The sequence below is a fragment of the Natronorubrum thiooxidans genome (assembly GCF_900156475.1).
GTDB lineage: Archaea > Halobacteriota > Halobacteria > Halobacteriales > Natrialbaceae > Natronorubrum > Natronorubrum thiooxidans.
On the sequence record NZ_FTNR01000021.1, the window covers coordinates 1 to 20,355 of the forward strand.

23 protein-coding genes, 2 tRNA genes, 2 rRNA genes and 1 pseudogene are annotated in these 20,355 nt (G+C 58.4%); 15 read left to right on the top strand and 13 right to left on the bottom strand.

The features are described 5' to 3' along the window. Together rrf (BW940_RS18705) and rrf (BW940_RS18710) are read left to right on the top strand one after the other, a co-directional pair. Positions 1-89 (top strand): 5S ribosomal RNA (gene rrf / locus BW940_RS18705); the annotation flags it as partial. 60 nt (positions 90-149) lie between these two features. Then, a 5S ribosomal RNA gene (gene rrf, locus BW940_RS18710) occupies positions 150-271 on the top strand. 160 nt (positions 272-431) lie between these two features. On the opposite strand, the gene BW940_RS18715 is transcribed toward rrf (BW940_RS18710), so the two are convergent. Further along, complete coding sequence (locus BW940_RS18715) at positions 432-704, bottom strand: PadR family transcriptional regulator (RefSeq protein WP_076610712.1); 273 nt, start codon at positions 702-704, stop codon at positions 432-434. A gap of 283 nt (positions 705-987) precedes the next feature. Next, a complete protein-coding gene (locus BW940_RS18720; protein ID WP_006087767.1) occupies positions 988-1,182 on the bottom strand; it encodes a cold-shock protein in 195 nt (64 codons plus the stop codon). Between the two features lie 327 nt (positions 1,183-1,509). Between BW940_RS18720 and BW940_RS18725 the strand changes: the two genes are divergently transcribed. Then, the gene (locus tag BW940_RS18725) at positions 1,510-2,604 is read left to right on the top strand and encodes an aminopeptidase (RefSeq protein ID WP_076610713.1); all 1,095 of its coding nucleotides are present in this window, start codon (positions 1,510-1,512) and stop codon (positions 2,602-2,604) included. 337 nt (positions 2,605-2,941) lie between these two features. Beyond that, positions 2,942-3,556, top strand: a complete 615-nt coding sequence (locus BW940_RS18730) for a DUF309 domain-containing protein (RefSeq protein ID WP_076610714.1) — start codon at positions 2,942-2,944, stop codon at positions 3,554-3,556. A 47-nt stretch (positions 3,557-3,603) separates the two neighbouring features. On the opposite strand, the gene azf is transcribed toward BW940_RS18730, so the two are convergent. Next, complete coding sequence (gene azf / locus BW940_RS18735) at positions 3,604-4,347, bottom strand: NAD-dependent glucose-6-phosphate dehydrogenase Azf (RefSeq protein WP_076610739.1); 744 nt, start codon at positions 4,345-4,347, stop codon at positions 3,604-3,606. 122 nt (positions 4,348-4,469) lie between these two features. On the opposite strand from azf, the gene BW940_RS18740 reads away from it, so the two are divergent. Together BW940_RS18740 and BW940_RS18745 are read left to right on the top strand one after the other, a co-directional pair. Beyond that, the gene (locus BW940_RS18740; RefSeq protein ID WP_076610715.1) at positions 4,470-4,832 is read left to right on the top strand and encodes a dihydroneopterin aldolase family protein; all 363 of its coding nucleotides are present in this window, start codon (positions 4,470-4,472) and stop codon (positions 4,830-4,832) included. 133 nt (positions 4,833-4,965) lie between these two features. After that, positions 4,966-5,397, top strand: coding sequence for a DUF5790 family protein (locus tag BW940_RS18745; RefSeq protein WP_076610716.1), 432 nt, complete (start codon positions 4,966-4,968; stop codon positions 5,395-5,397). A gap of 67 nt (positions 5,398-5,464) precedes the next feature. Here the strand turns inward: BW940_RS18745 and BW940_RS18750 are convergent, their stop codons facing one another. After that, positions 5,465-6,202 (bottom strand): creatininase family protein, encoded by a 738-nt coding sequence (locus tag BW940_RS18750; protein ID WP_076610740.1) that lies wholly within the window; start codon positions 6,200-6,202, stop codon positions 5,465-5,467. Between the two features lie 341 nt (positions 6,203-6,543). On the opposite strand from BW940_RS18750, the pseudogene BW940_RS22180 reads away from it, so the two are divergent. Together BW940_RS22180 and BW940_RS21240 are read left to right on the top strand one after the other, a co-directional pair. Further along, positions 6,544-6,906 (top strand): annotated as a pseudogene (locus BW940_RS22180) (phosphatase PAP2 family protein); the annotation flags it as partial. Between the two features lie 426 nt (positions 6,907-7,332). Next, positions 7,333-7,677 carry a DUF5789 family protein gene (locus tag BW940_RS21240; RefSeq protein ID WP_076610717.1) on the top strand — a complete coding sequence of 115 codons (345 nt, stop codon included), beginning with the start codon at positions 7,333-7,335 and terminating at the stop codon, positions 7,675-7,677. 5 nt (positions 7,678-7,682) lie between these two features. Here the strand turns inward: BW940_RS21240 and BW940_RS18765 are convergent, their stop codons facing one another. Both BW940_RS18765 and BW940_RS18770 read right to left on the bottom strand, forming a co-directional pair. Then, positions 7,683-9,698, bottom strand: coding sequence for an ABC transporter ATP-binding protein (locus BW940_RS18765; RefSeq protein WP_076610718.1), 2,016 nt, complete (start codon positions 9,696-9,698; stop codon positions 7,683-7,685). Between the two features lie 70 nt (positions 9,699-9,768). Further along, complete coding sequence (locus tag BW940_RS18770) at positions 9,769-10,263, bottom strand: DUF192 domain-containing protein (RefSeq protein WP_076610719.1); 495 nt, start codon at positions 10,261-10,263, stop codon at positions 9,769-9,771. 61 nt (positions 10,264-10,324) lie between these two features. Between BW940_RS18770 and BW940_RS18775 the strand changes: the two genes are divergently transcribed. Beyond that, positions 10,325-10,398: transfer RNA gene (locus BW940_RS18775), tRNA-Val, on the top strand. Between the two features lie 153 nt (positions 10,399-10,551). Here the strand turns inward: BW940_RS18775 and BW940_RS21900 are convergent. Beyond that, positions 10,552-10,728 (bottom strand): hypothetical protein, encoded by a 177-nt coding sequence (locus tag BW940_RS21900; protein WP_173834919.1) that lies wholly within the window; start codon positions 10,726-10,728, stop codon positions 10,552-10,554. A 279-nt stretch (positions 10,729-11,007) separates the two neighbouring features. Continuing rightward, positions 11,008-11,454: a DUF7344 domain-containing protein gene (locus BW940_RS18780; protein WP_076610720.1), complete on the bottom strand. Its 447-nt coding sequence runs from the start codon at positions 11,452-11,454 to the stop codon at positions 11,008-11,010. A 224-nt stretch (positions 11,455-11,678) separates the two neighbouring features. On the opposite strand from BW940_RS18780, the gene BW940_RS18785 reads away from it, so the two are divergent. Continuing rightward, positions 11,679-11,752: transfer RNA gene (locus BW940_RS18785), tRNA-Phe, on the top strand. 247 nt (positions 11,753-11,999) lie between these two features. On the opposite strand, the gene BW940_RS18790 is transcribed toward BW940_RS18785, so the two are convergent. Further along, complete coding sequence (locus BW940_RS18790) at positions 12,000-12,734, bottom strand: potassium channel family protein (RefSeq protein WP_076610721.1); 735 nt, start codon at positions 12,732-12,734, stop codon at positions 12,000-12,002. A 347-nt stretch (positions 12,735-13,081) separates the two neighbouring features. Beyond that, positions 13,082-13,372, bottom strand: a complete 291-nt coding sequence (locus tag BW940_RS18795; RefSeq protein ID WP_076610722.1) for a zinc ribbon domain-containing protein — start codon at positions 13,370-13,372, stop codon at positions 13,082-13,084. Positions 13,373-13,532: 160 nt separating this feature from the next. Between BW940_RS18795 and BW940_RS18800 the strand changes: the two genes are divergently transcribed. After that, positions 13,533-14,393 carry an aldo/keto reductase gene (locus BW940_RS18800; protein WP_076610723.1) on the top strand — a complete coding sequence of 287 codons (861 nt, stop codon included), beginning with the start codon at positions 13,533-13,535 and terminating at the stop codon, positions 14,391-14,393. Positions 14,394-14,395: 2 nt separating this feature from the next. On the opposite strand, the gene BW940_RS21905 is transcribed toward BW940_RS18800, so the two are convergent. Then, positions 14,396-14,563, bottom strand: a complete 168-nt coding sequence (locus tag BW940_RS21905) for a hypothetical protein (RefSeq protein ID WP_173834920.1) — start codon at positions 14,561-14,563, stop codon at positions 14,396-14,398. 129 nt (positions 14,564-14,692) lie between these two features. Here BW940_RS21905 and BW940_RS18805 point away from each other — a divergent pair, with 129 nt between their 5' ends. The 3 genes from BW940_RS18805 (at position 14,693) to BW940_RS18810 (ending at position 16,894) form a co-directional block, all read left to right on the top strand. Continuing rightward, positions 14,693-15,547, top strand: coding sequence for an alpha/beta fold hydrolase (locus tag BW940_RS18805; RefSeq protein WP_076610724.1), 855 nt, complete (start codon positions 14,693-14,695; stop codon positions 15,545-15,547). 622 nt (positions 15,548-16,169) lie between these two features. After that, positions 16,170-16,316 carry a hypothetical protein gene (locus BW940_RS21600; RefSeq protein ID WP_159440192.1) on the top strand — a complete coding sequence of 49 codons (147 nt, stop codon included), beginning with the start codon at positions 16,170-16,172 and terminating at the stop codon, positions 16,314-16,316. 11 nt (positions 16,317-16,327) lie between these two features. Continuing rightward, positions 16,328-16,894: a GNAT family N-acetyltransferase gene (locus BW940_RS18810; RefSeq protein ID WP_076610725.1), complete on the top strand. Its 567-nt coding sequence runs from the start codon at positions 16,328-16,330 to the stop codon at positions 16,892-16,894. 243 nt (positions 16,895-17,137) lie between these two features. Here the strand turns inward: BW940_RS18810 and BW940_RS18815 are convergent, their stop codons facing one another. Then, positions 17,138-17,836 (bottom strand): hypothetical protein, encoded by a 699-nt coding sequence (locus BW940_RS18815; RefSeq protein WP_143823948.1) that lies wholly within the window; start codon positions 17,834-17,836, stop codon positions 17,138-17,140. 17 nt (positions 17,837-17,853) lie between these two features. Further along, positions 17,854-18,387: an ATP-binding protein gene (locus BW940_RS18820; RefSeq protein WP_076610727.1), complete on the bottom strand. Its 534-nt coding sequence runs from the start codon at positions 18,385-18,387 to the stop codon at positions 17,854-17,856. Positions 18,388-18,751: 364 nt separating this feature from the next. On the opposite strand from BW940_RS18820, the gene BW940_RS20925 reads away from it, so the two are divergent. Then, positions 18,752-20,158: a ParB/RepB/Spo0J family partition protein gene (locus BW940_RS20925; RefSeq protein WP_159440193.1), complete on the top strand. Its 1,407-nt coding sequence runs from the start codon at positions 18,752-18,754 to the stop codon at positions 20,156-20,158. The last annotated feature ends 197 nt before the right edge of the window (positions 20,159-20,355 follow it).

A 20,355-nucleotide genomic window follows, 5' to 3' on the forward strand; every position in this document is an offset into this window, starting at 1 on the left:
CCCATCCCGAACACGGAAGATAAGCTCGCCTGCGTTACGGTGAGTACTGGAGTGGGCGACCCTCTGGGAAACTCGTTTCGCCGCCTCCATTCATATCGTAGCAGCGACCGACAGTGGTCTGACGGCGGTTCGATTCCGCCGGTCGGCATTACAGCGGCCATAGCGGCGGGGTTCCTCCCGTACCCATCCCGAACACGGAAGATAAGCCCGTCTGCGTTACGGTGAGTACTGGAGTGGGCGACCCTCTGGGAAACTCGTTTCGCCGCTTCCACTCATACTTAATATTAACACTAACAATAGTAACAACTGGAACGGTCTGTACACCCATTGTATCGATATCTTGTGCAAGAGGTGCGCAGCGACGTTTCTGATCGTGCTTGTAGGATACACGCCATGGTGTCGGTTAGCGACCCCACGAATAAGAGTGGGTACTAGTCGATGTACTGTTGTTCCCACTCTCTACGGGCTTTGATTTGCTCGAGTCCGCGATCGCTGATGGCATAGTAGTTCGTCCGTCGATCGAGCTGTCCTTTTTCGACGAGCGCTTTGTTGACAAGTGTATCCAGGTTTGGATACAGTCGGCCATGATTGATTTCACTGTTGTAGTACTGCTCGACTTCGTCTTTTACGTCCTGACCAGACGGCTGGTCAGCACCGGCGATCACGTACAGAAGATCCCGTTGAAATCCGGTCAGATCGTCCATTTTGTTACCACACGAACACACCAACTAACCAACTATTTGTTATCGTTCTCGTATCAACTGTTTCGGAACCCATTCGACAGACTAACTGTAAGACTAGATCTGACAATTCAGGTCAGTGTCAGTAAGAAGGGATTACAGCGTTCGTTTCCGGAGGCACCCTGAGATGCGTGTTGCTATCACTGTGGCTCTCTGCGTACAGAGACAACGCTATCGCTTCCGAAGTAGGTGTCTTGAAGAATGTATAATCGAATGTGAAACCCGTTACCGAACGTGAGAGGCCGTATTACAGGCGGGTGACGTTGGTGGCGCGGGGGCCCTTGGGGGCCTGTTCGATATCGAATTCGATGTCTGTACCTTCTTCGAGGTCCGGACCGCCAACGTCTTCCATGTGGAAGAAAACGTCATCGTCCGCGTCGTCCGTCGAAATGAAACCGTAGCCGCCTGTGTCGTTGAAGAAATCAACGTTTCCTTTCGCCATTGCAATCAAAGAGTGTACCCGGTCACGTATAATAGTTGTGTTATACATGTCCTCTCGAGAGTCAGACACACACTCGACTGAAATGGCCGAAAATTCGGCTTTGAAGCCGTGGTTTCTGTATTTTAAAACTGCTAAATCTTCGAGTGGTATTTTCTCAGGACCGTGAGAAATGACTGTTAAGGGCGGTTATCGGCGTCTAATTCTTTGAAAAGATAGTATGCTCAAGGGATATATTCGATCTCACGTGAACGTTCGGCCTCCCGGATCGAACGCATTTCGGCTCGCTGAACAGAGAGCGTTTAGTGACCGGCCTCGAGAGTGACCGATATGGACGAACGCGTTCGTGAACACGCCGAGGTACTGGTCGACTGGAGTGCCCGCGTCGAGGCGGGCGATAACGTCGTGCTCTCAGTAGGGCCCGATGCCCACGAACTCGCGGTTGCAGTCGCCGAGTGTCTCGGCGAGCGGCGGGCGAACCTCCTTTCGACCTACAGCTCCGGCGAAATCACGCGAGCGTATCTCCGGGCTCACAATGGTGACTTCGATGCGAACCCAGCCCACGAGCTTGCACTGGTCGAACAGGCCGACGTTTATCTTTCGCTTGGGGGCGGCCGAAACACGAGTGCAACGGCGGACGTTCCGGGTAAGCGTCGACAGGCCTACAACAGCGCCAGAGCCGGAATTCGCGAACGACGACTCGACACGCGTTGGGTGTCGACGGTCCATCCGACACGTTCGCTCGCCCAGCAGGCCAACATGGCTTACGAGGCGTATCAGGAGTTCGCGTACGACGCGATCCTCAGGGATTGGGGGTCGCTGGCCAAGGAGATGGCTCGAGTGAAGGAACTGCTCGACGAGGGGTCGGAGGTCCGACTCGTCTCGACGAACACCGATCTCACGATGCGGATCGACGGTCGCACGGCCGTCAACAGCGCTGCCTCGGTGGCCTACGACTCGCATAACCTCCCCAGTGGCGAGGTGTTTACCGCACCGTACGCCACCGAAGGCGAGGTGACGTTCGACGTCCCGATGACGCTGCACGGGGAAGCGGTCCGAAACGTTCGTCTCGAGTTCGACTCCGGCGAGGTGGTCGAGTACGATGCTGACCAAGGGGTGGACGTTATCGCCGAGATCATTGACGCCGATGATGGGGCGCGCCGACTCGGCGAACTCGGGATCGGAATGAATCGTGGTATCGACCGCTACACGGACAACATCCTGTTCGACGAGAAGATGGGGGAGACGGTCCATCTCGCGCTTGGGCGGGCCTACGATGCGAACCTTCCCGAGGATGAGTCCGGAAACGAGTCGGCCGTTCACGTCGACATGATAACCGACGTCAGCGAGGAGTCGCGACTCGAGGTCGACGGCACGGTCGTCCAACGAAACGGCCGGTTCCGATGGGAAGACGGCTTCGAATAGTCTCGCCAAAAGGAAAGAGAATCCGGCAGTGCCTGTCCCTGAATCCGTTGTGATTCCTGGTAGGAACCTATTAACAGCTCGTTCGGAACGAGTTGTCTATTGGTATCACGCAGTAACACTGTAGAAGCCACTGCATAATAATAGGGGAAACGACGGTGCTAGTGAGTACCGCCATGACCGGTGGCGGCCAGTAACCGGTCAGGGATTCGCTGTTCCCCTTCCACAGTTGTCTGCCCGCCCTGCCGGAGGCGGTACGTATCCGGCGACTGCGGCTCGTCACACGACTACTTTTTGATTAGTCCGACACGCTCTCGAGGCTCGAGTGCCTACGCCGGCTATGCGCGACCAGCTTCGGGCAGGGGCCGCGATTTACAACGCGGGCTACTACCATGCTGCCCACGACGCCTGGGAGGACCGGTGGCTCGACCTCGAGTCCGACACCGACGATGAGCGACTGCTCCACGGGTTGATTCAGTGGACGGCTGCGATCTACCACGCCAGCGAACGAAACTGGGTGGGTGCTGTCGGACTGGCCGACAGCGCGATTGAGTATCTCGCGGAGTTACCTCCGGACTATCGCGAAGTCAATCTCCCGCCGATTCGGGCATTTCTCACCGCACTTGCGGCGGATCCAGAGCTCATAGAGCGCCGGTCGCCGGTCCGACTCGAACACGAGGGTGAGGTTCCGACGCTTTCGACTCTCGAGTTTGCGTCGACGGCGATCGCGGCGACTGTCCTCGCTGACGAGTGGGGTTTCGACAAAGCGCCAGTCGAACAGGCCCGAACGTACGCCGAACGAGACCTCAAGGCCGGCGACGACGACAGCCAGTTCATCGCGCTGCTGTTCGATTTCGTTCGCGAAACCGAACATCGCGGGATCGTCTATCAGCGTCTCACCAGCCACGTCGGCAGGCGACAGGCTCGAGAAACAGATGTCGACGGGCTGTTCTGATCGGCACGCGATAATAACGAGCGACTGAGCGCGAATCGAGGAGGTGTTCAGTCGTGGCGGGCGGAGTTGTCCTGTGGCTCGTAATCAAGGGCCTCACGTGCCCGCTCGATCGAGTAGTATTTGCGGTCGTTGTCGGAGATGCCGTAGACGATTTCGTAGTCGTAGTCGGCGCGAATGCAGCGATCGAACAGGTGTGCACAGTCGCGGTAGGAAAGCCACATCGCTTGTCCACGCTCGTAGTCGATTGGTGGGTGGCCTTCGGTGAGGTTGCCGATACGGACGTTGACGACCGAGATCCCGTACTCGTCGTGGTAGTAGCGTCCGAGGGCTTCGCCGGTGACCTTCGAGACACCGTAGAGATTGCCCGGTCGAGGAAGTTCCGTCCCGTCGAGCAGGTAGTCGTCGTCTGTTCGATACATTTCGGGGGTGCGCTCTTCGGTCTCGAACGCGCCGACGGCGTGGTTCGAGGAGGCGAAGGCGACCTTCTCGACGCCGGCGTCGACGGCGGCCTCGTAGACCGTCTGGGTGCCGTCGATGTTGTTCGTCAGGACGCTGTCCCACGGAGCGGTCTTTCGGGGATCGCCCGCGAGGTGGAGGACGACGTCGATGCCCGCCATCGCCTCGCGGACGGCGTCCTCGTCGGTGATGTCCGCGACGACGAACTCGCCCGGGTAGTCGTCCGTCGGCGGATCGCGATCCAGTAAACGCCACTCGTGTTCGTCTGCGAGGCCGCCGAGGATGGCCGTCCCGACCCGCCCCGCAGCCCCAGTAAGCAGGACCGACTGTGCCATTCGTTCGGTGTGAGGCATACCGTCGATAAGTAACGTGCGATTCTGCGCCGGCGTGGTCGTCGGTCGCACAAGTCATTTCTCGGATCGGAATCGACTTCCCGACGGCACTCGAGTCCTCACGCATGTCGACTGACGAGACCCCGACCGACGCCGAAGCCGCCTGCTTCGAGGCCGGTATCAAGTTCGGTTCGCTCTATCACCAGTTCGCCGGCACGCCGATCGCACCGGAGAGTGCATCCAGCCTCGCGACAGCGATGGAGGAGGCAATCGAAAACCAGCCCCACTGTATCGACGTGACCGTTGACGTCCGAACTGACGATCTCGAGGCTGAACTTGCCGACTCGACGGCCGACTATACCGAACTGACGGGCCGCTTTCTCGAGGTCGAGATCGTTGTCGACTACGAGGGCTGTACGGTCGTCACGCACATGGCAATGGAAGACGGCTACCCGCTGATGAAACTCGAGTCGATTCGCAACCGCTAACCGCCGGTCGCTCCGTTGAATCACCTCCCTTTCGAAATTCGGGTGCCGATTCGGCGATATCAGCCTTCTCGAGTCCGTTTTCACTTTCACTTTCGGGCGATCTTTTAACCCTGATCCCCGTGAAGGAACAAGTATGAGCCAAGCGACACTCGGCGACGACGAGGAACTGTTCGGGGAAGCGGCCAACGAGATGCGCGAGGACGTCGAATCCTCACTCGAGGACGCGTGGGACGCACTTCCTGACGCCGAGGCAGTCTGGGAGACCGACGCCGACAACGTACTGGGCGTATTAAACGGCCTCAACTCCGCACTGAACGTCGGCGACGCCGAGGAACAGCTCCGTGACGCCAAGAAGTGGTTCACGATGGGCCAGCGCGCGGACGCGTTCGAGGACGCCGACGACCTCGAGACCGAAATCGAAGCCCTCGACGAGGCCATCGAGGACATTTCCGAGGCTGGCGAGCAGGTCGGCGAACTCACGTCGACGATCCCGGCGCTTCGCGGGACGCTTCAGGACGCTGGTGGCGAAGCCGAAGCCGAAGCCGACGACGAAGACGAGGAGTAGGGATCGACGGCCCACCGGCCCGTATCCGACACGGATCGCTCGCCCGTTGTCCGCCAGCTCGTACCCGTTACCGGCCTTCGGGCCGTGAGACGTCTCGCTCGGCAACGGCCTCGAGCAGCCGAGCCAGCGCATCCGCAGCCAACTCGAGCAGTTCTTCGCCCCGTTCGTTGTCGCCCGCTTTGGGATCGCCGACGACGCCGTTGTCGGTAAACTCGGCCGAATCGTAGGCCAGATTTACGTGGCTCACCCACTCTCCCCAGCGCTCAGCACCGCCAGCGCGTGCCTCGTCGATCCGGTCTTCGCGGACGAGGTCGGGCTCGCAGTGGCGAAGCAAGGCGGTCTCGAGGGGGCCGCCGTGGCCCATCTCGGCAGAATGGTCGCCGACGGCCTCGAACCAGGTGAAGGGCACGGCGTAGGCGTCGCCGGTTCGTGTAATCGTTGCGCCGACCTCCCGCAGCGCGTCGACGTTGCCGCCGTGGCCGTTGACGATGACGACGCGATCGAAGCCGTGGTGGGCGAGACTCTCGATGGCCTCGCGGACGTAGTCTCGAAACGTCCCGGATGAGACCCACATCGTTCCGGGGAACTGACGGTGTTCCTCGGCGATGCCGACTGGAATCGCCGGCGCTCGGACGACGTCGTGATCGACACGCTCGAGGCCGGCGTCGGCGACCGCCTCGGCGGTCAGGACGTCCGTCCCGAGCGGTGCGTGGGGACCGTGTTGTTCCGTGCTCCCAACGGGAACGACCGCGAGGTTAGTCTCGAGGTCACGGATCTCTGTCCACGTTGCATCGGAAAGATTCATGGAGAAATACTCCCACGGCGTCGGCATGAAACCCTCGGTGACTGCGTCGGGTAGGGAACGTCTTTCGGGGGCTTGCAGGTGCTACTCCGGCTGCTATATCGTCGTCTGTCGGATTGACTGGTATGTATCGCGGCGGCGATCTCCTTGAAACGCTTCACGGCTCGATGCCCGAGTGGCTCCTACTATTGGCCGCACTCGTCACGCGGCTCGGCGACGTCTGGATCGTGATCTCGATCACGGTCATCGCGTCGTGGCTGCTTACGTGGCGACGATCCACCAGTGGATCCAACACACCGCAGCAAGCGGAGACAGGTCCACCCGAGGCGACGCCCGCAATCTGGATGGTCAGTGTCGTCGTCGGCGGGCTGGCAGTCATGACCACGCTGAAGTACGTCTTTGTACTCCCCCGACCGGCCCTCGTCGCAGCGACCCCTGCCGTGTTACCACCAGCGCTCGAGTCGAGCTACGTCTCGACGGTGACGATCGGCGGCTACGGCTTTCCGAGCGGACACGCGCTCGGGGCCACCGTCGCCTACGGTCTGCTGGCGCTGACGCCCCGGACCGGAACACGGCGGGTTCGGTTGGCCGTTGCGGGCGTCATCGTCCTCGCGGTGAGTTGCTCGCGGGTCGTTCTTGCCGTTCACTATCCGGGCGATATCGTCGCCGGAATCGCCGTCGGCGTCGCCTATCTCGTGGCGGTCTTGTGGCTCCTCGAGCGCTCGCCGTTCGATCGGACGACGAGTGCCTTCACACTGACACTCGGTCTTGCACTCGTCGCACTCGTCGTCAGTGATGTTACAGGGCGATCAGTCACGTACACCGCACTCGCCGCCGGCGGCCTCACAGCCTGGTCGATCGGCCGGCCTCGGTCTCGACCGCGAACGACACCGCACGCCGTGATAGCGACGCTCGCACTCGGCGCGCTGGCGGGGCTTGCCGCCCTGGATGGCAGTCTGGTGACGGTCGCTGTAGCCGGTGTAATCGGTGCGATTGCAGTCGTGCCGGGTACTGTGATTCTGCAGTCGACGATCGACGGACAATCCCTGTGTGTCGACGACGGGTCCCGCTCTGTGCGACCGATGGCGAACGCAGGGCCAACTGGTTTCCGACACCTCGCCTATCCCTCGAGTATGTCCGACAACAGTCGCGAACTCGGCGTCGAACTGGGTGACCTCGGCGACGCCCTCGAGAGCCAGACATATCCGGTTGGCGAAGACGAACTGTTCGAACAGCACGGCGACGCGGAAATCGAGATGGGCGACGAGACGGCAACACTCGAGGAACTCCTCGAGCCACTGAACGAAGACGAGTACGAGTCCGCCGATGAAGTCACACAGGCGATCATGAACATGGTCAGCGACGATGCGATCGGGCGGAAAAACTACAGCGACCGCACCCCACCTGCGGTGGGAGAAGATCGCCAGGATGAGGGTGCGCCGGACCAGGAGGGACAGCGCGAACAGGAGTCGTTCTAGGGTCGTTAGTCGTCGGTTTCGACTTCCGTCCGCGCCTGGCGGCGCTGGGCACGCTCGATGAACTCCTGTGGCAGTTCATCGATCTCGCCAGCCTGGACGCCCCACAGGTGTGAGTAGAGCCCATCGTTTTCGAGCAGTTGTTCGTGGCTGCCACGCTCGACGATCCGGCCGTCCTCTAAGACCAGGATCTGGTCGGCGTCTTTGATCGTCGAGAGCCGGTGGGCGATGGCGAACGTGGTCCGGTCCTCGGTCAGGTCGTCGATCGAGCGCTGAATGAGCATCTCGGTCTCGGTGTCGACGTCGCTGGTGGCCTCGTCTAAGACGAGGATAGCCGGGTCTTTGAGCACCGCGCGAGCGATCGCGACCCGCTGACGTTGGCCGCCCGAGAGCTTGACGCCGCGCTCGCCGACCATCGTGTCGTACCCGTCGGGCAAGTTCTGGATGAACTCGTGGGCCTCTGCGGCCTTGGCCGCTGTGACGATCTCCTCGCGGCTCGCCTGGAAGGAGCCGTAGGTGATGTTCTCCTCGACGGTGCCGTAGAAGAGAAACGACTCCTGGCCGACGTAGCCCATCGACTGGCGGAGACTCGAGAGCGAGACATCACGAACGTCTTGCCCGTCGACCCGAATTTCGCCCTCGTCGACGTCGTACAGTCGAAGCAGAAGCTTGAGGACGGTCGACTTTCCGGCTCCGGTGGGGCCGACGAGCGCGACGGTCTCGCCGCCGTCGACGTCGAAGGAGATGCTGTCGATGATCTTGTCCCCAGGGTCGTCGTCTCGCACGTCGCGCTGGTCATCGCTCGATGGGGGCTCGTTCTCGTCTACAGTGTGTGACACACTGTGATTCTCGTACGTGAAACTCACGTCGTCGTACTCAACGGTCCCCTCGCTAACCTCGAGCGCCTTGGCCCCCTCGTCGCGTTCGATTCGGCCCTCCTCGTCCATCAGGCCGAAGATGCGTTCGCTGCTTGCCGCCGCGCGCTGGTACATGTTGATAACCTGGCCGAACTGGGCCATTGGCCAGACGAGTTGCTGGGTGTAGAGGATGAAGGCGACGAACGTCCCGGTCTGGAGCGTACCCGTAAACGGTCCCGGACCGCTGCCGGTGAAGATCCAGTAGCCGCCGACGGCGAACGTCAACACGAATCCGATCCCCGAGATCAGCTGCAGAGCGGGGAAAAACCGAATTCGAAGCCAGATCGCCTCCCAGTTCGTGTCGTAGTACTTCCGGGAGACGTCCTCGACGCGATCCGATTCGTACGTTTCCGTGTTCGAGGATTTGATGACGCCGATGCCACCGAGGTTGTTCTCGAGGCGGGAGTTTACCTTCCCGACCGAGGAACGGACGGCGGCGTACTTCGGCTGGATCTTCTTGACGAAGAGATAGGTAAAGCCCGCGATCAACGGCACAGGCGCAAGCGAGACCAGCGCCAGTTGCGGGTTGAGCCAGAACAACAGCGCGGAGATGCCGACCACCATCACGATCAGTCGAGTCGCGGAGTTCATCCCCTCGTTGAGAAAGCGCTCGAGTTGGTTGACGTCGTTTGAGAGCACCGACATCATCTCGCCGGTCTGTTTCGAGGCGAAAAATTCCATGTCGAGTCGCTGCATCTTGTCGTAGGTCGCGGTTCGAACGTCGTGTTGGATCTCCTGTGAAAAGGAGTTAAAGCCCCAATTTCGCAGCCAGTGAAACAGCGCGCCAAAGACGAACGAGGCCCCGATAACGATGGCGACGAACCAGAACTGCCCGTCCGCGGTCGCCGGCAGCCATGCTTCCGGCAGGATCACGAGCGGGACCTGTTCGGTGAAGACGGCATCGCCGAAGATCGCATCGATCGCAATCGCAAGCAAGAGCGCGGGTAACAGATCGAGCGCCCGCGCGAGCACGCTCGAAATGAGCCCAACGGTGACCGAAACCCAGTACGGCCGCCCGTACTCGAAGAGCAACCGCCGCATCGGACTCTCGACCCGATCCCGCTGGTCCTCGAACGGGTCGTCTTTCTCCCAGTCGACGTCCTGCATTAGGTTCGCCTCCGGGGTCGCTGCGGATAAGGGTTTGCGAGGCAGCGAAACGCGACCCAGGTCGGCAGTATCACTCGTAGTCGATGACGACCTCGTCCCCGACGCCGATGCCAGTTTCGTCGGCGTAGCCACGTGGCACCTCGAGGACCCACTTCGCCTGCCCGGTGTACTCGAGGTCGTTGCCGTCCTCGTCGGGCTCGGGCGCGCGGGCGTGTTCGATCGTCGTGATCTCGCCGTCGGCACCGATGAAGATGATGTCGATGTCGAAGGCCATCTCGCGCATGACGTAGGTGCGTTCGGCTTCACTCGAGTGAACGAACAGCATCCCTTTGCCGTCCTCGAGCGACTCGTGATCGCTCAGGCCGGTGTAGCGCTCGGCTTGCGTGTCGGCGACCTCGACGTCGATCGCGGCCAGCTCGTCGCCGGTGTCGCCGTCGAGGACTCGTACGTCGGCTTGCGATTCCGCCCACGGCGGGGTCACGATCCCGAGCTGGAGAACGAGCAGTCCAATCAGTGAAACGGCGAGAGCGGCCACCAGCACCGACCAGGCGCGCTCGAGGGCCATGTCAACTCCTCCGACGCGAGAAAGTAAAGGTTATTCGGACGGGGTGACTGTGTCCGAATGCGGGCTCGTGGTCTAGTTGGTCATGACGCGGCCTTTACAAGGCCGAGGTCGGTGGTTCGAACCCGCCCGAGCCCACTTCCTGCTGCGAGCAATATCGCGAGCAGCAGGTATGTGGAACGAGCGGTGGATTCGAACCCTATCAGTCGCGCGCAGCGAAGCGAGCACGTCTGATTTCGGTTCGAACCCGTCCGAGCCCATTTCTACCACGAACAATTCGTGAGCGGCAGTCTATCGCTTGGCGACGAGATCAAGCCACTGTGACGACCAGATCCACGCCGACGGCGATGGTCGATCGGACTCCATCGCAGCGATTCGAACGCCGACGACACCGGTACTCGAGTGTGGGTGCCACTCCTCCGGGACAGGTGCGGGCCGGAACGCCTCATCAACTCGAGAGTTACACATTGTTCTCGTCGGTCTCGTTGTGGTGGTGCCCAATAGTTACGGAGCCGCTGAACCGGTCACGTTAGCAGTCGCCGACAGCGGTGATCGTACGTTTGGCTGACAAATACGGCTACTCGTGATTAGGATACCACGCGCCAGTAACTCGAGGATACGCCGTCGGTAACTGCTAGTGAATCGTCAGAATCGCGCACGTGGTGTGTAGATCGTCACCACCGGCGAGTCTCGTTCGAGCCGGCCGGACGACACCACACCTGGGGAATCCCATCAACACAGGCGTCGTCAGTGTTTGAGTCGGGCAACGTTTTCTCGGATCTGTCCCAGCAGTCCGTCGCCGGATTCGGTCTCGAGGGCGGCATGCAGCGTCGAGTTCTCTGGTTCGTCCTTGACCACGACGCGGAGGTACGGCTCGAGCTGTGTGAAGTTATCCGAGAGGACGACGGTGTGGTTGTCCTCGTCGTGGTCGACGACACCCGCATCGGCCAGTTTCGGCACGTGACACTGCACGGAGGAGACGTAGACGCTTTTATACTCGTTTTTTGCGACCTCGTCCGGTGGGACGTCGAGTTCCCAGCCGGCGACCTGCTCGGCCAGCGTCGACAGTTCGATCGGGTCGTCCCGTCCACGAAGCGCGTAGAGAAGGTATCGTCGCCGACGGTTTGCCAGCAACTCGAGGATCGTGTCTGCAGAGAGTTCTTGCACGTCTCGATCCGAGGTAAGTCCTTGCATAACACAATATTACCCGCCAGACCGCAAAAGGGTGTCTTGAATATCTACAAATCCAACAGACGGCGATCAACGGTTGATATACGCGAGTGTATCCTTCCCGTTACTTCGGATTGCTGCTCCTACTTGGGGGGCTACTGGGCGACTCGAGTACGACTGTGGTACGCACACTCATAGCGCCGCTGTTCCGAAATCCTTTTTTATACCATCGACAGAGATAGAAGTGCGCCGCCTTAGCTCAGACTGGGAGAGCACTCGACTGAAGATCGAGCTGTCCCCGGTTCAAATCCGGGAGGCGGCATACCTTTTCCACGATGCAATTCGCCGAGCTGAAAGTATTCCCCGATTGGATTTGAACGAGAGAAGACACAGCGCGAGCGAAGCGAGCGACCGTCTTCGCGTGGTTCAAATCCGGGACGACATTTCTGCTCCGAGCAAACTCCCGAGCAGACATCTATTCGAACGTATTTGAATCACGGAGGTGCTTCGTCCCCATCTAAAACGGAGAGCCTCGAGATTACTCGTGGCGTGTGCGTCTGTCCATGGCATCAGAGCCACTCACTGACGGTATCGCCGCTGAGAACTTCGGGGATGACGACTTCGTCAGCGCCGGCGCGCCGGGCGACGGACTCGTACATTTCGTCGCCAACGCGGACAATCACCCGCAGGTTCGGCGAGAGTTGACTCGCCGTGATGGCGATTTGGATGTTCGCGTTCGAGTCGTCGATGGCTCCGATGAGCGTCGCCGCTGTCGTGATGTTAGCCCGCTCGAGGACGTCCTCGCGGCGGCCGTCGCCCTGGATGGCGAGTGTCTCTTCACCGATGCGGTCGAATTCGGCTTGGTCGAGTTCGATTATCAAGACGTCGTGGCCGTCATCGCGCAGTTGCGCGGCGAGGGTGCGCCCGAAGATCCCGTACCCGCAGATGATGACGTGATCCGATAGGTCCTCGATCTTTCGTTCCGTTTGCATGTGTTTGAGTTCCTCCGTAATCTGACCGCCGAAGGCTGCCGACAGGACCGTCTCGCCGATCCACAGGCTCGAGAGGATGATCCCGATCCGCACCGCGACCGCGAAGGCTTTCGTCACCTGCTCGGGACCGGCATGGTTCTGAAAGTGCAACTCGACACTCGTCAAATCAACCAGCCAAAATGTCGCCTCCACCAACCCGACCCCTGTGAGCAGCACGTATCCGATGATCCCGACCGTGGTGACGGTCACGAGGGCGAGAATTGGTCTAACGGCGCGGCCCAGAATCGGTCGATTCGACAACGGGGTGGCCATGCCTTAGATCGTGCTCTCTCTTGGTTCGAGAACGACAAAAGCCTCCGACCGAACTGGTAAGGGACTACGTGACTGGACAGTCGATTTTCCGTGACGCGACCGTTCAGTTGAACTAGACTGAACGTCTGTGAGCGAAGCGAGCAGGTTCTCATACGGACTGCTGTCGTCAATTCCCGCCGATCACCGACCCCGTCTCTGGTGATCGGCGGGAACTCGGTACAGCAGACCGTATCAGGTGGAGATCACATTCGAGAGGTTGCAGACGGTTGCAACGAGCAACCGTGTGCCGGCTGCGTCGTGAGTCGTCCGGATTCCCGACCAACTCGAGCCCTGCGCCAAAGCGTGGATCACAGTTTCGCTGTACAGCGATGACAGTACCTAAATCCCGGATCGTTCGCTGCACCACACTGACGACACGTCAGGTGTGGATGCCCGTCCGTCTCCTCCTCGAGGATACTGTGCGGGTCTCGGTTGGACGCCTCGTCGTCGGTGTCTCGTTTTAGCTCTCCGGCATTCCACTTCTGCCGTCGCTCGAGTCCCTCAACGAGAATGCGCTTGAGAACCGGGATACTAAGCCCCAACGCGAAGAGCAAGAGGATGATGACGATCGCTGTGTAGAGCTGTCCGGGAGTGACCACACGATATCTACGGTCGCTACCCGTTTAGGCCATGTGTGTATATAACACACTGTTTCAAAAACGCTCGGCCGTCACTGACCGTCGAGAAACGGTTCGGAGGGCGACGTGTCTTGGCGGCTGAACGGCCAACGATTATTCTGCTCTGTCAAGTATACCGTCCATGAGCAGTTCGACGATCGAAAACGAAAGCGAGACGTTCGAACTCGGCGAGACGACTGTCCACCGACTGGGATTCGGCGCAATGCGTCTCTGTGGTGAGGAGATTATCGGGCCGCCAACGGACGAGGAAGCCGCGCTCGAGGTCCTCCAGCGGGCGGTCGACTGTGGCGTCGACTTCATCGATACGGCCGACTCCTACGGGCCCGGCGTCAGTGAACGTCTCATCGGCGAGGCGATCGGCGACCGCGAGGACGTCCTTGTCGCGACCAAAGCAGGGCTGTTGCGCAACCGTGAGGGCGAGTGGATCGCCCACGGCAAACCGGCATACATCCGGAATCAGGTGCTTACCTCTCTCGATCGGTTGCGAACCGACAGTATCGACCTCTACCAGTTCCATCGTCCCGATCCGGACACGCCCTTCGAAGACTCCGTCCAGACGTTCGCCGAACTCAAAGACGACGGCCTCGTCGAGCAGGTCGGACTCAGTAACGTCTCCGTCGAGCAACTCGAGATCGCCCGCGAACACGTCGAAGTCGCCACGGTCCAGAACCGGTACAACCTCGGCGACCGATCGAACAGAGCGGTCCTCGAAGCCTGTGCGGAGCACGATATCGGCTTCATGCCGTGGGCCCCGATCAATGGTGCTGACCTCGACACCCATGGCGACCTCCTCGACGACATCGCCGCCGATCACGACGCCAGCCGACGCCAGGTCGCCGTGGCGTGGCTCCTCGAGCGCTCGGACGTGATCCTTCCAATTCCGGGAACGTCGGATCTCGCTCATCTCGAGGCGAACGTTGCGGCCTCGCAGCTTTCGCTTGCTGACGGCGAGGTGCAACGGCTGACCGAGGCAGAAAGGTGAGCTCACTCACCGACGTAGATGGTCCGCAGTCGCGAGCCACAGTTTGAACAACACAGCGTCTGCCACTTCGTTGGATCTAAGCCACCCATCGTTTTTATGCGGCGGGCGTCCTCGAACGCCACCGTGGTTCCACAGGCTGCACATTCGAACGGGCCATCCGTGTCTGGCATCGGGCAACCGTACGGCTGGAACGATAATGGGTGTGTCTGCGACGTGCGCCCGCTCGAGGCTGGTCGACCTGATCGGGTCGAGGCGGGCTAGACCGAAGAGTAAACTAGTTTTGTGTGTATTGGTGGCATATGTCTGTCGACGAACTTGAGGCTATCGAGCATGGACTGGCACGTGTCAACGACGTCAAACTGCACTACGTGACCGCTGGCGAGGGGCCACCGCTGGTCTTGTTGCATGGCTGGCCCCAGACGTGGTACGAGTGGCGTAACGTCATCCCTCACCTCGCGACCGACTACACTGTTATTGCGCCGGATCTGCGCGGAATGGGCGACTCGTCGGTTCCCGCGACGGGGTACGACAAAGACACCGTTGCGACCGACGTTCGCGAACTCGTCTCTCATCTCGGATTCGACGACGAGCCGGTCGCACTCGTCGGCCACGACTGGGGCATGCCAACGGCGTACGCCTACGCGGCTCAGTATCGCGACGACGTCGCAGCGCTTTGCGTTCTCGAGGCGGGCATTCCGGGTGTCAACGAGGCGGATAAACGCCGGCTCTGGCACACACGCTTTCACAACGTTCCTGATCTGCCCGAACGACTCGTCGCCGGGCGCGAACGGCTGTATCTCTCGTGGTTCTACAAGAAAGGCGCGTACGATCCCAGTGCGATCGACGACGTGGCCCGCGACGAGTACGTCCGCTGTTACGCACAGACTGGCGGGTTACGCGGCGGCTTCGAGTACTATCGTGCCTACGACGACGACGTCGAGAACAACGCCGCCCACGCCGAGGAGCCACTCGAGATGCCGGTCCTCGCGCTCGGCGGTGCGGCTTCGTTTCGTGACCGGCCGATCAAAGATATGAACGCGGTCGCAACCGACGTCGACGGCGAGGTCGTCGACCGCGCCGGTCACTGGATTCCCGAGGAGCGACCGGCGTACTTCGTGGAGCGCTTGACTGGGTTTCTCGATGACGCGCTGTGAGTTGTGGGCTCGAGACCGAACCCATGGTGATGGGAACCGGCTCGAGTGCGAGAATCGGACCCGACTGCGAGATTCGCTACCGCTCGTCTCGCGTGGTTCGATCTCTCCCGGAACTATTCGCTCCTCACGTCCGTTCGTCGCAGAATAGTCCGGGTGCGAGAATCGAACCCGCGTCTCAGCCTCCACAAGGCCTCTGAAGGGCAGACTACCCAATTCTCGCGTCGGATTCCTTCTCGTACCCGAACTTTCTCTGCGGAATCGGGGATACTGGCCGCGTCGAAGATCTTGAACCCTGTTTCCGCGTCGAGCGGTCGGAAGTCCCCACGCCGTCACAAAACAAGACATCTCGACGCGTCTCCATAAATCCCGGCGTCGGTTGCCTATTAGGGCGTACGAGAATTCTTGGCGGTCTAGTAGCTGAGTCGACTCAAAGGCGAAGATAGGAGAGCGGCTGGCCGAGAGGTAGTGGTCGATCAGTACAGACGAAGGCGTTACCGGAGCGGCTATCTACCTCTCTGATGGTTGCCAAACAAGCGTGCTGAACAGAGAGATTCTGTTCATCACTCTCTCCAGATGGGGTGAAACCGTTGCATTTTTATCTAATACACACGTCGTCTCAGACATGGCATACCCGAAGCCGGTTCCCGCGTTCACCCCTGATGCGTTCCGTGAGACGATGAACCGGGTCGAGGAGACGACAGTCCCTGACGAAGAGAAGGCCGCTGTTGACGAGCTTCGGGCGGAGATCCGAAGTGAATCCGAGGACTAGCGTCCTAATTGATGTCCTCGGAATCACTGCTTTCTTCGAAGTATAAGTTTTCCTTTGATCCGAGCATTGTTGAATTGAATTCTGACGCGGATACCTCTGACTTCGATTGCGGGAAATCGGATATAAACGAGTTTATCCAGACAAAAGAAGCGGTTAAGTTCCACGAATATCGATTAGGGCATACTCGCTTAGTCTACGACAACGAGACACTTGCTGCGTTCTTCACACTCGCTCCGTACAGTTTTCAGAGCGATGCGTATGACGGGTCTGAAACCCAATACGCGGAGAAACTCCAAAACGAAGATGACCTGCCTCCTGCAGTTCCAAGCCGTCTTCTTGGACAAATTGGTGTTGATAGGCAGTATCAGGATGTCGGATTAGGAAAGTACCTGATGCGGTACATCATTGCGGACACATTGGAGCGTGACCAAAGCATCCCGTTTCGATTCATCGTACTTCACGCTCATGAAGATGTCGTAGATTTCTACAAAAAATTCGGGTTCGTAGAAAGCAACTCGGGGAAAGATAACAGTTGGGAGAATACGATCATGTTCCTCGATCTGGAAGAATACCGGTAACAGTGCTCGCGTTTACTATGTCATCTGTATCTGACGCTAAGGGCAAACAAGTAGCGTGACCGACATACGTTATGTATCTCGCACGACTCGACGAATCTGACCAATCACTGTCAGAACTTTCAGTATTCCATATTACACGTGTGTTGTAGCCATCATCGCCTAAATGTCCTCACCCGAGCAGCCATTCACTGTTGCGATATTTCGAGCCACATTTGGGACAGTCGGTATGAGGACATCTCCACGTTAGTTCACAAGAATATCCGGAAGGTCGTCATGTGACTGGTTCGGAAACACATATCGACTACTTCGGATCCCCTCGTTTCCGAAAATAGGAAATCGCTCCTCCTGAGCCGTATTTCCACCCTCTTTCAGTTCAACAACCACTCCGTCCCCATGGACTGTAACGACGTTGTACACTTCGTTTTCCAGCGTATCGTGAATAGTGACTTCACGGAGTTGCTTCGTAACATCCCACAGGGTTCCGAGAGGCACGATGAACGTGGCACTTCCATTTTCTTCTTTAAACTGATGGCGTTCGGTACAGAACGCATATCGGTCAAGCCGGTGGCGAACGCCATCGAAGTCACCGTTGAGTCCTTGAGTGACTCCTCTGACAATCGCATCGTACATTCGGTTACTAACCGCTTCCCGAAGCTTTGTTGCGTCTTCTTCGGCGGCAAGGGCAACGACGGTCGATTCGTCAAGGACACTCCTCTCAAGGTCACCCGGAACGATCTCGTCACATTCTGCTTCTCCAATATGCAAATCAAACTCCAAACGCAACTTCGAGCCAATCGGATGGGCAGAAATCTCTCTGAAAATATTGTCGGGCTTGATCCGCTCTGTGTCTCTATTTTCGCTCACCGACTCCACAAGTTCCGCGAGTTTCGAAGCCTCGATATTTGACTTCTGCATCGTGCTCGAGGATCGTTTATCGTTCATCTGTGACGATTCCGAACTCAGAGATCACGCAGTCTCCGAACGCTAGAAGCGTTCTCGTCTGTGTTAACCGAAACGAGTGCTGTCCATTCGCTTTCGTCGAGTGCAGCGTATTCCCGGAGCTCCGCTTCAGAGATACGTTCGCAGATGTCGTCAGGAGCATCGAGGTTCACAACCTCGACACGCGTACCACCTTCCCAATATCCGGAATTGAATTCTGTGATCTGGTACTCAGGGGGATTCTCACTTGACGCTCGCCACACCTGCCCGTCTTTTTTGGTGACGACATGAACCTCCTCAGCACCGTAGAACGGCACATCCTCTGCGGACGCGTCGAAGAATCTCTCGAATTCCGTGGGTGCCGTACCCTCTCCGTCATCTTCGACAATGATCACGGGCCCAGCCTCCTCAACCCGAATGTCGATGCCGATCTGATCGGGGTCACGCTCGTACGCAGCACCAACGAGGTCAAGAACGGCAAGCTTGGTTGGCATGGTCGAATCGCTCTCATCAGATTCAGACATCTCGGCGCCGTCGTTATCGTGTGTGTTCATATGCGAAGTTGCAACTATCTATTTGCGCTGTTCAATATTTGCACGCCCCTCAATCGCCGTGTGGCCGCTATACCTTCTCAGATCGCTCGATTTTTCTCCTCGACGCTGAACACGTGATAAGAGAAGATCAATTTCAAACTTATAGATTTTTGTTTCTATATTACATTTCGAAATCGGTCGCCGCATTATCACATTTGGTCTTACTCTTCACACATCTTCTCGATAGCGTCCTAACCATCGACTGTAGTGACTGCTCAGTGAATCACTAAGTGTTAATTTCGAACTGCTTCTTTCCGAATAGGTATCTTAATACTTACTCTTATCAAAGAACAGACGTATTTCTCTCGAGGAGAACACCATCCTTGTGGGATCGAACTCATCACCGCCTAAAGAAGAAGTGACAGAACTTCCAGACTACCTATCTGTAGAATCTGGCTACCAGCCTCGAGTAGAAACTCGGCACCTCGAGACGCTCCAACCCCATCCCCTTAACGAACGTACGTACGGCGACCGGACTGATCTTAAGGAAACATTCCTTGACTCCATCGAGAACAATGGAATTCACACCCCACTTATTGTCACCCCTACTGACCTGATTATCTCGGGTCACCGGCGATGGGAGGCCGGCAAACAGCTTGACCTTGAGATAGTACCGGTCATCGTTCAAGAGTTCGCCGATGAACTCGACCAAAAGGAAGCTTTGATCGATCTCAACCGCCAGCGAGATAAGACCTTCAGCCAGAAAATGCGAGAATCCGAGGTGCTACACGAGATTGAGGCTGCCCGGGCACGTCAGCGTCAAGGCCAGCGTACAGACCTTCGGGAAAACGTACCCGATAGTGAGGTTTCTGAGTTCGCGCGTACTCGCGATGTCGTCGCCGAGAAAATCAACATTGGGTCTGGCAAGACCTATGACTACGCCCGCACCGTCTGGGAGGCCGCTCAAGACGACGATCCAGTCGCAGTCAACCAAGTCAATAAACTAGACCGTGGCGATCAATCTATCAGCGGGGCCTACAAGATGGTACATCAACGCCACCCTTCTGAGTCCTCGGATACTGGAACCCCATCCGCGGCTACCCCCACCGACAAGGATGGCACATCATCCGACAAGGGAGAAATCCTCTCGCCGGACGAGTTAATTCTCTCAGCTCACATCGGCACGAACGAGGATCTATTCCCGGATATTCTTGACCTGCACGTCGAGAAAGGCGCAGTAATCGCAGACGTCACCTTCGGTAAAGGCGTTTTCTGGAAACAAGTTGACGTTGATGCGTACGAACTTCGCGCGACAGACATTCAGCCAGAACGTTCTCCGAGCGACAACTCCGGAGTCAACTATCACGACCTTCCGTACGACGACAGCGAACTCGACTCGGTCGTCTTCGATCCGCCCTACGCTAGTGGTCTATACAATGAAGATCGGCGCGATGGTGACGAGGAAGCGTGGATTGTTGAACAGTACGGTACCGTCTTCGAAGGCAAACGTACTGGCCACGATGCGGTACTTCACGAGTATGCCGGCGGAGCGAAGGAAGCGAAACGCGTGCTTCGGGAGGGAGGAACGTACATCGTGAAGACGATGGACGAAGTAGCTAGCGGCAAGCAACATCTCACCCATGTTGAAATCATTGAAATTTGTGAAGAGTTAGGGTTCACTACGACCGATTTGTTTGTCCTTGTTGGACAGACCACACCATCGTCACAAGGAATTGTAACACAGCAGCACGCTCGAAAGAACCACTCGTACTTCCTCGTCTTCACCGCCTAAAAGAGCAGGTAACTCGTAACCGAGGCTTCCATAACCGCCCCATCATGTAGCGGCAGTAGGATCGACATCGTGGTATTCTGCCATTTCCGTTCTCGGCGAGATCATTGATGGATTCATCAATCTCTACGAGTTTGCGCCCAAACAGTGGCCAGACGACTCCAGCTGGCAAGTGGTCAAGATCGACGACTGACCACCAT

What these genes read in the sequence shown, in the direction of transcription:
- BW940_RS18770 (WP_076610719.1), bottom strand. Translation starts at nt 10,263, where the DNA reads ATGGCCCTCGAGCGCGCCTGGTCGGTGCTGGTGGCCGCTCTCGCCGTT.
- BW940_RS18730 (WP_076610714.1), top strand. Translation starts at nt 2,942, where the DNA reads ATGCGCGACCAGCTTCGGGCAGGGGCCGCGATTTACAACGCGGGCTAC.
- BW940_RS18820 (WP_076610727.1), bottom strand. Translation starts at nt 18,387, where the DNA reads ATGAACACACACGATAACGACGGCGCCGAGATGTCTGAATCTGATGAG.
- BW940_RS18805 (WP_076610724.1), top strand. Translation starts at nt 14,693, where the DNA reads ATGTCTGTCGACGAACTTGAGGCTATCGAGCATGGACTGGCACGTGTC.
- BW940_RS18815 (WP_143823948.1), bottom strand. Translation starts at nt 17,836, where the DNA reads ATGAACGATAAACGATCCTCGAGCACGATGCAGAAGTCAAATATCGAG.
- BW940_RS18715 (WP_076610712.1), bottom strand. Translation starts at nt 704, where the DNA reads ATGGACGATCTGACCGGATTTCAACGGGATCTTCTGTACGTGATCGCC.
- BW940_RS18750 (WP_076610740.1), bottom strand. Translation starts at nt 6,202, where the DNA reads ATGAATCTTTCCGATGCAACGTGGACAGAGATCCGTGACCTCGAGACT.
- BW940_RS18725 (WP_076610713.1), top strand. Translation starts at nt 1,510, where the DNA reads ATGGACGAACGCGTTCGTGAACACGCCGAGGTACTGGTCGACTGGAGT.
- BW940_RS18800 (WP_076610723.1), top strand. Translation starts at nt 13,533, where the DNA reads ATGAGCAGTTCGACGATCGAAAACGAAAGCGAGACGTTCGAACTCGGC.
- BW940_RS21900 (WP_173834919.1), bottom strand. Translation starts at nt 10,728, where the DNA reads ATGTGTAACTCTCGAGTTGATGAGGCGTTCCGGCCCGCACCTGTCCCG.
- BW940_RS21905 (WP_173834920.1), bottom strand. Translation starts at nt 14,563, where the DNA reads ATGCCAGACACGGATGGCCCGTTCGAATGTGCAGCCTGTGGAACCACG.
- BW940_RS21240 (WP_076610717.1), top strand. Translation starts at nt 7,333, where the DNA reads ATGTCCGACAACAGTCGCGAACTCGGCGTCGAACTGGGTGACCTCGGC.
- BW940_RS21600 (WP_159440192.1), top strand. Translation starts at nt 16,170, where the DNA reads ATGGCATACCCGAAGCCGGTTCCCGCGTTCACCCCTGATGCGTTCCGT.
- BW940_RS18810 (WP_076610725.1), top strand. Translation starts at nt 16,328, where the DNA reads ATGTCCTCGGAATCACTGCTTTCTTCGAAGTATAAGTTTTCCTTTGAT.
- BW940_RS18720 (WP_006087767.1), bottom strand. Translation starts at nt 1,182, where the DNA reads ATGGCGAAAGGAAACGTTGATTTCTTCAACGACACAGGCGGCTACGGT.
- BW940_RS18745 (WP_076610716.1), top strand. Translation starts at nt 4,966, where the DNA reads ATGAGCCAAGCGACACTCGGCGACGACGAGGAACTGTTCGGGGAAGCG.
- azf (WP_076610739.1), bottom strand. Translation starts at nt 4,347, where the DNA reads ATGGCACAGTCGGTCCTGCTTACTGGGGCTGCGGGGCGGGTCGGGACG.
- BW940_RS18790 (WP_076610721.1), bottom strand. Translation starts at nt 12,734, where the DNA reads ATGGCCACCCCGTTGTCGAATCGACCGATTCTGGGCCGCGCCGTTAGA.
- BW940_RS18765 (WP_076610718.1), bottom strand. Translation starts at nt 9,698, where the DNA reads ATGCAGGACGTCGACTGGGAGAAAGACGACCCGTTCGAGGACCAGCGG.
- BW940_RS18780 (WP_076610720.1), bottom strand. Translation starts at nt 11,454, where the DNA reads ATGCAAGGACTTACCTCGGATCGAGACGTGCAAGAACTCTCTGCAGAC.
- BW940_RS18740 (WP_076610715.1), top strand. Translation starts at nt 4,470, where the DNA reads ATGTCGACTGACGAGACCCCGACCGACGCCGAAGCCGCCTGCTTCGAG.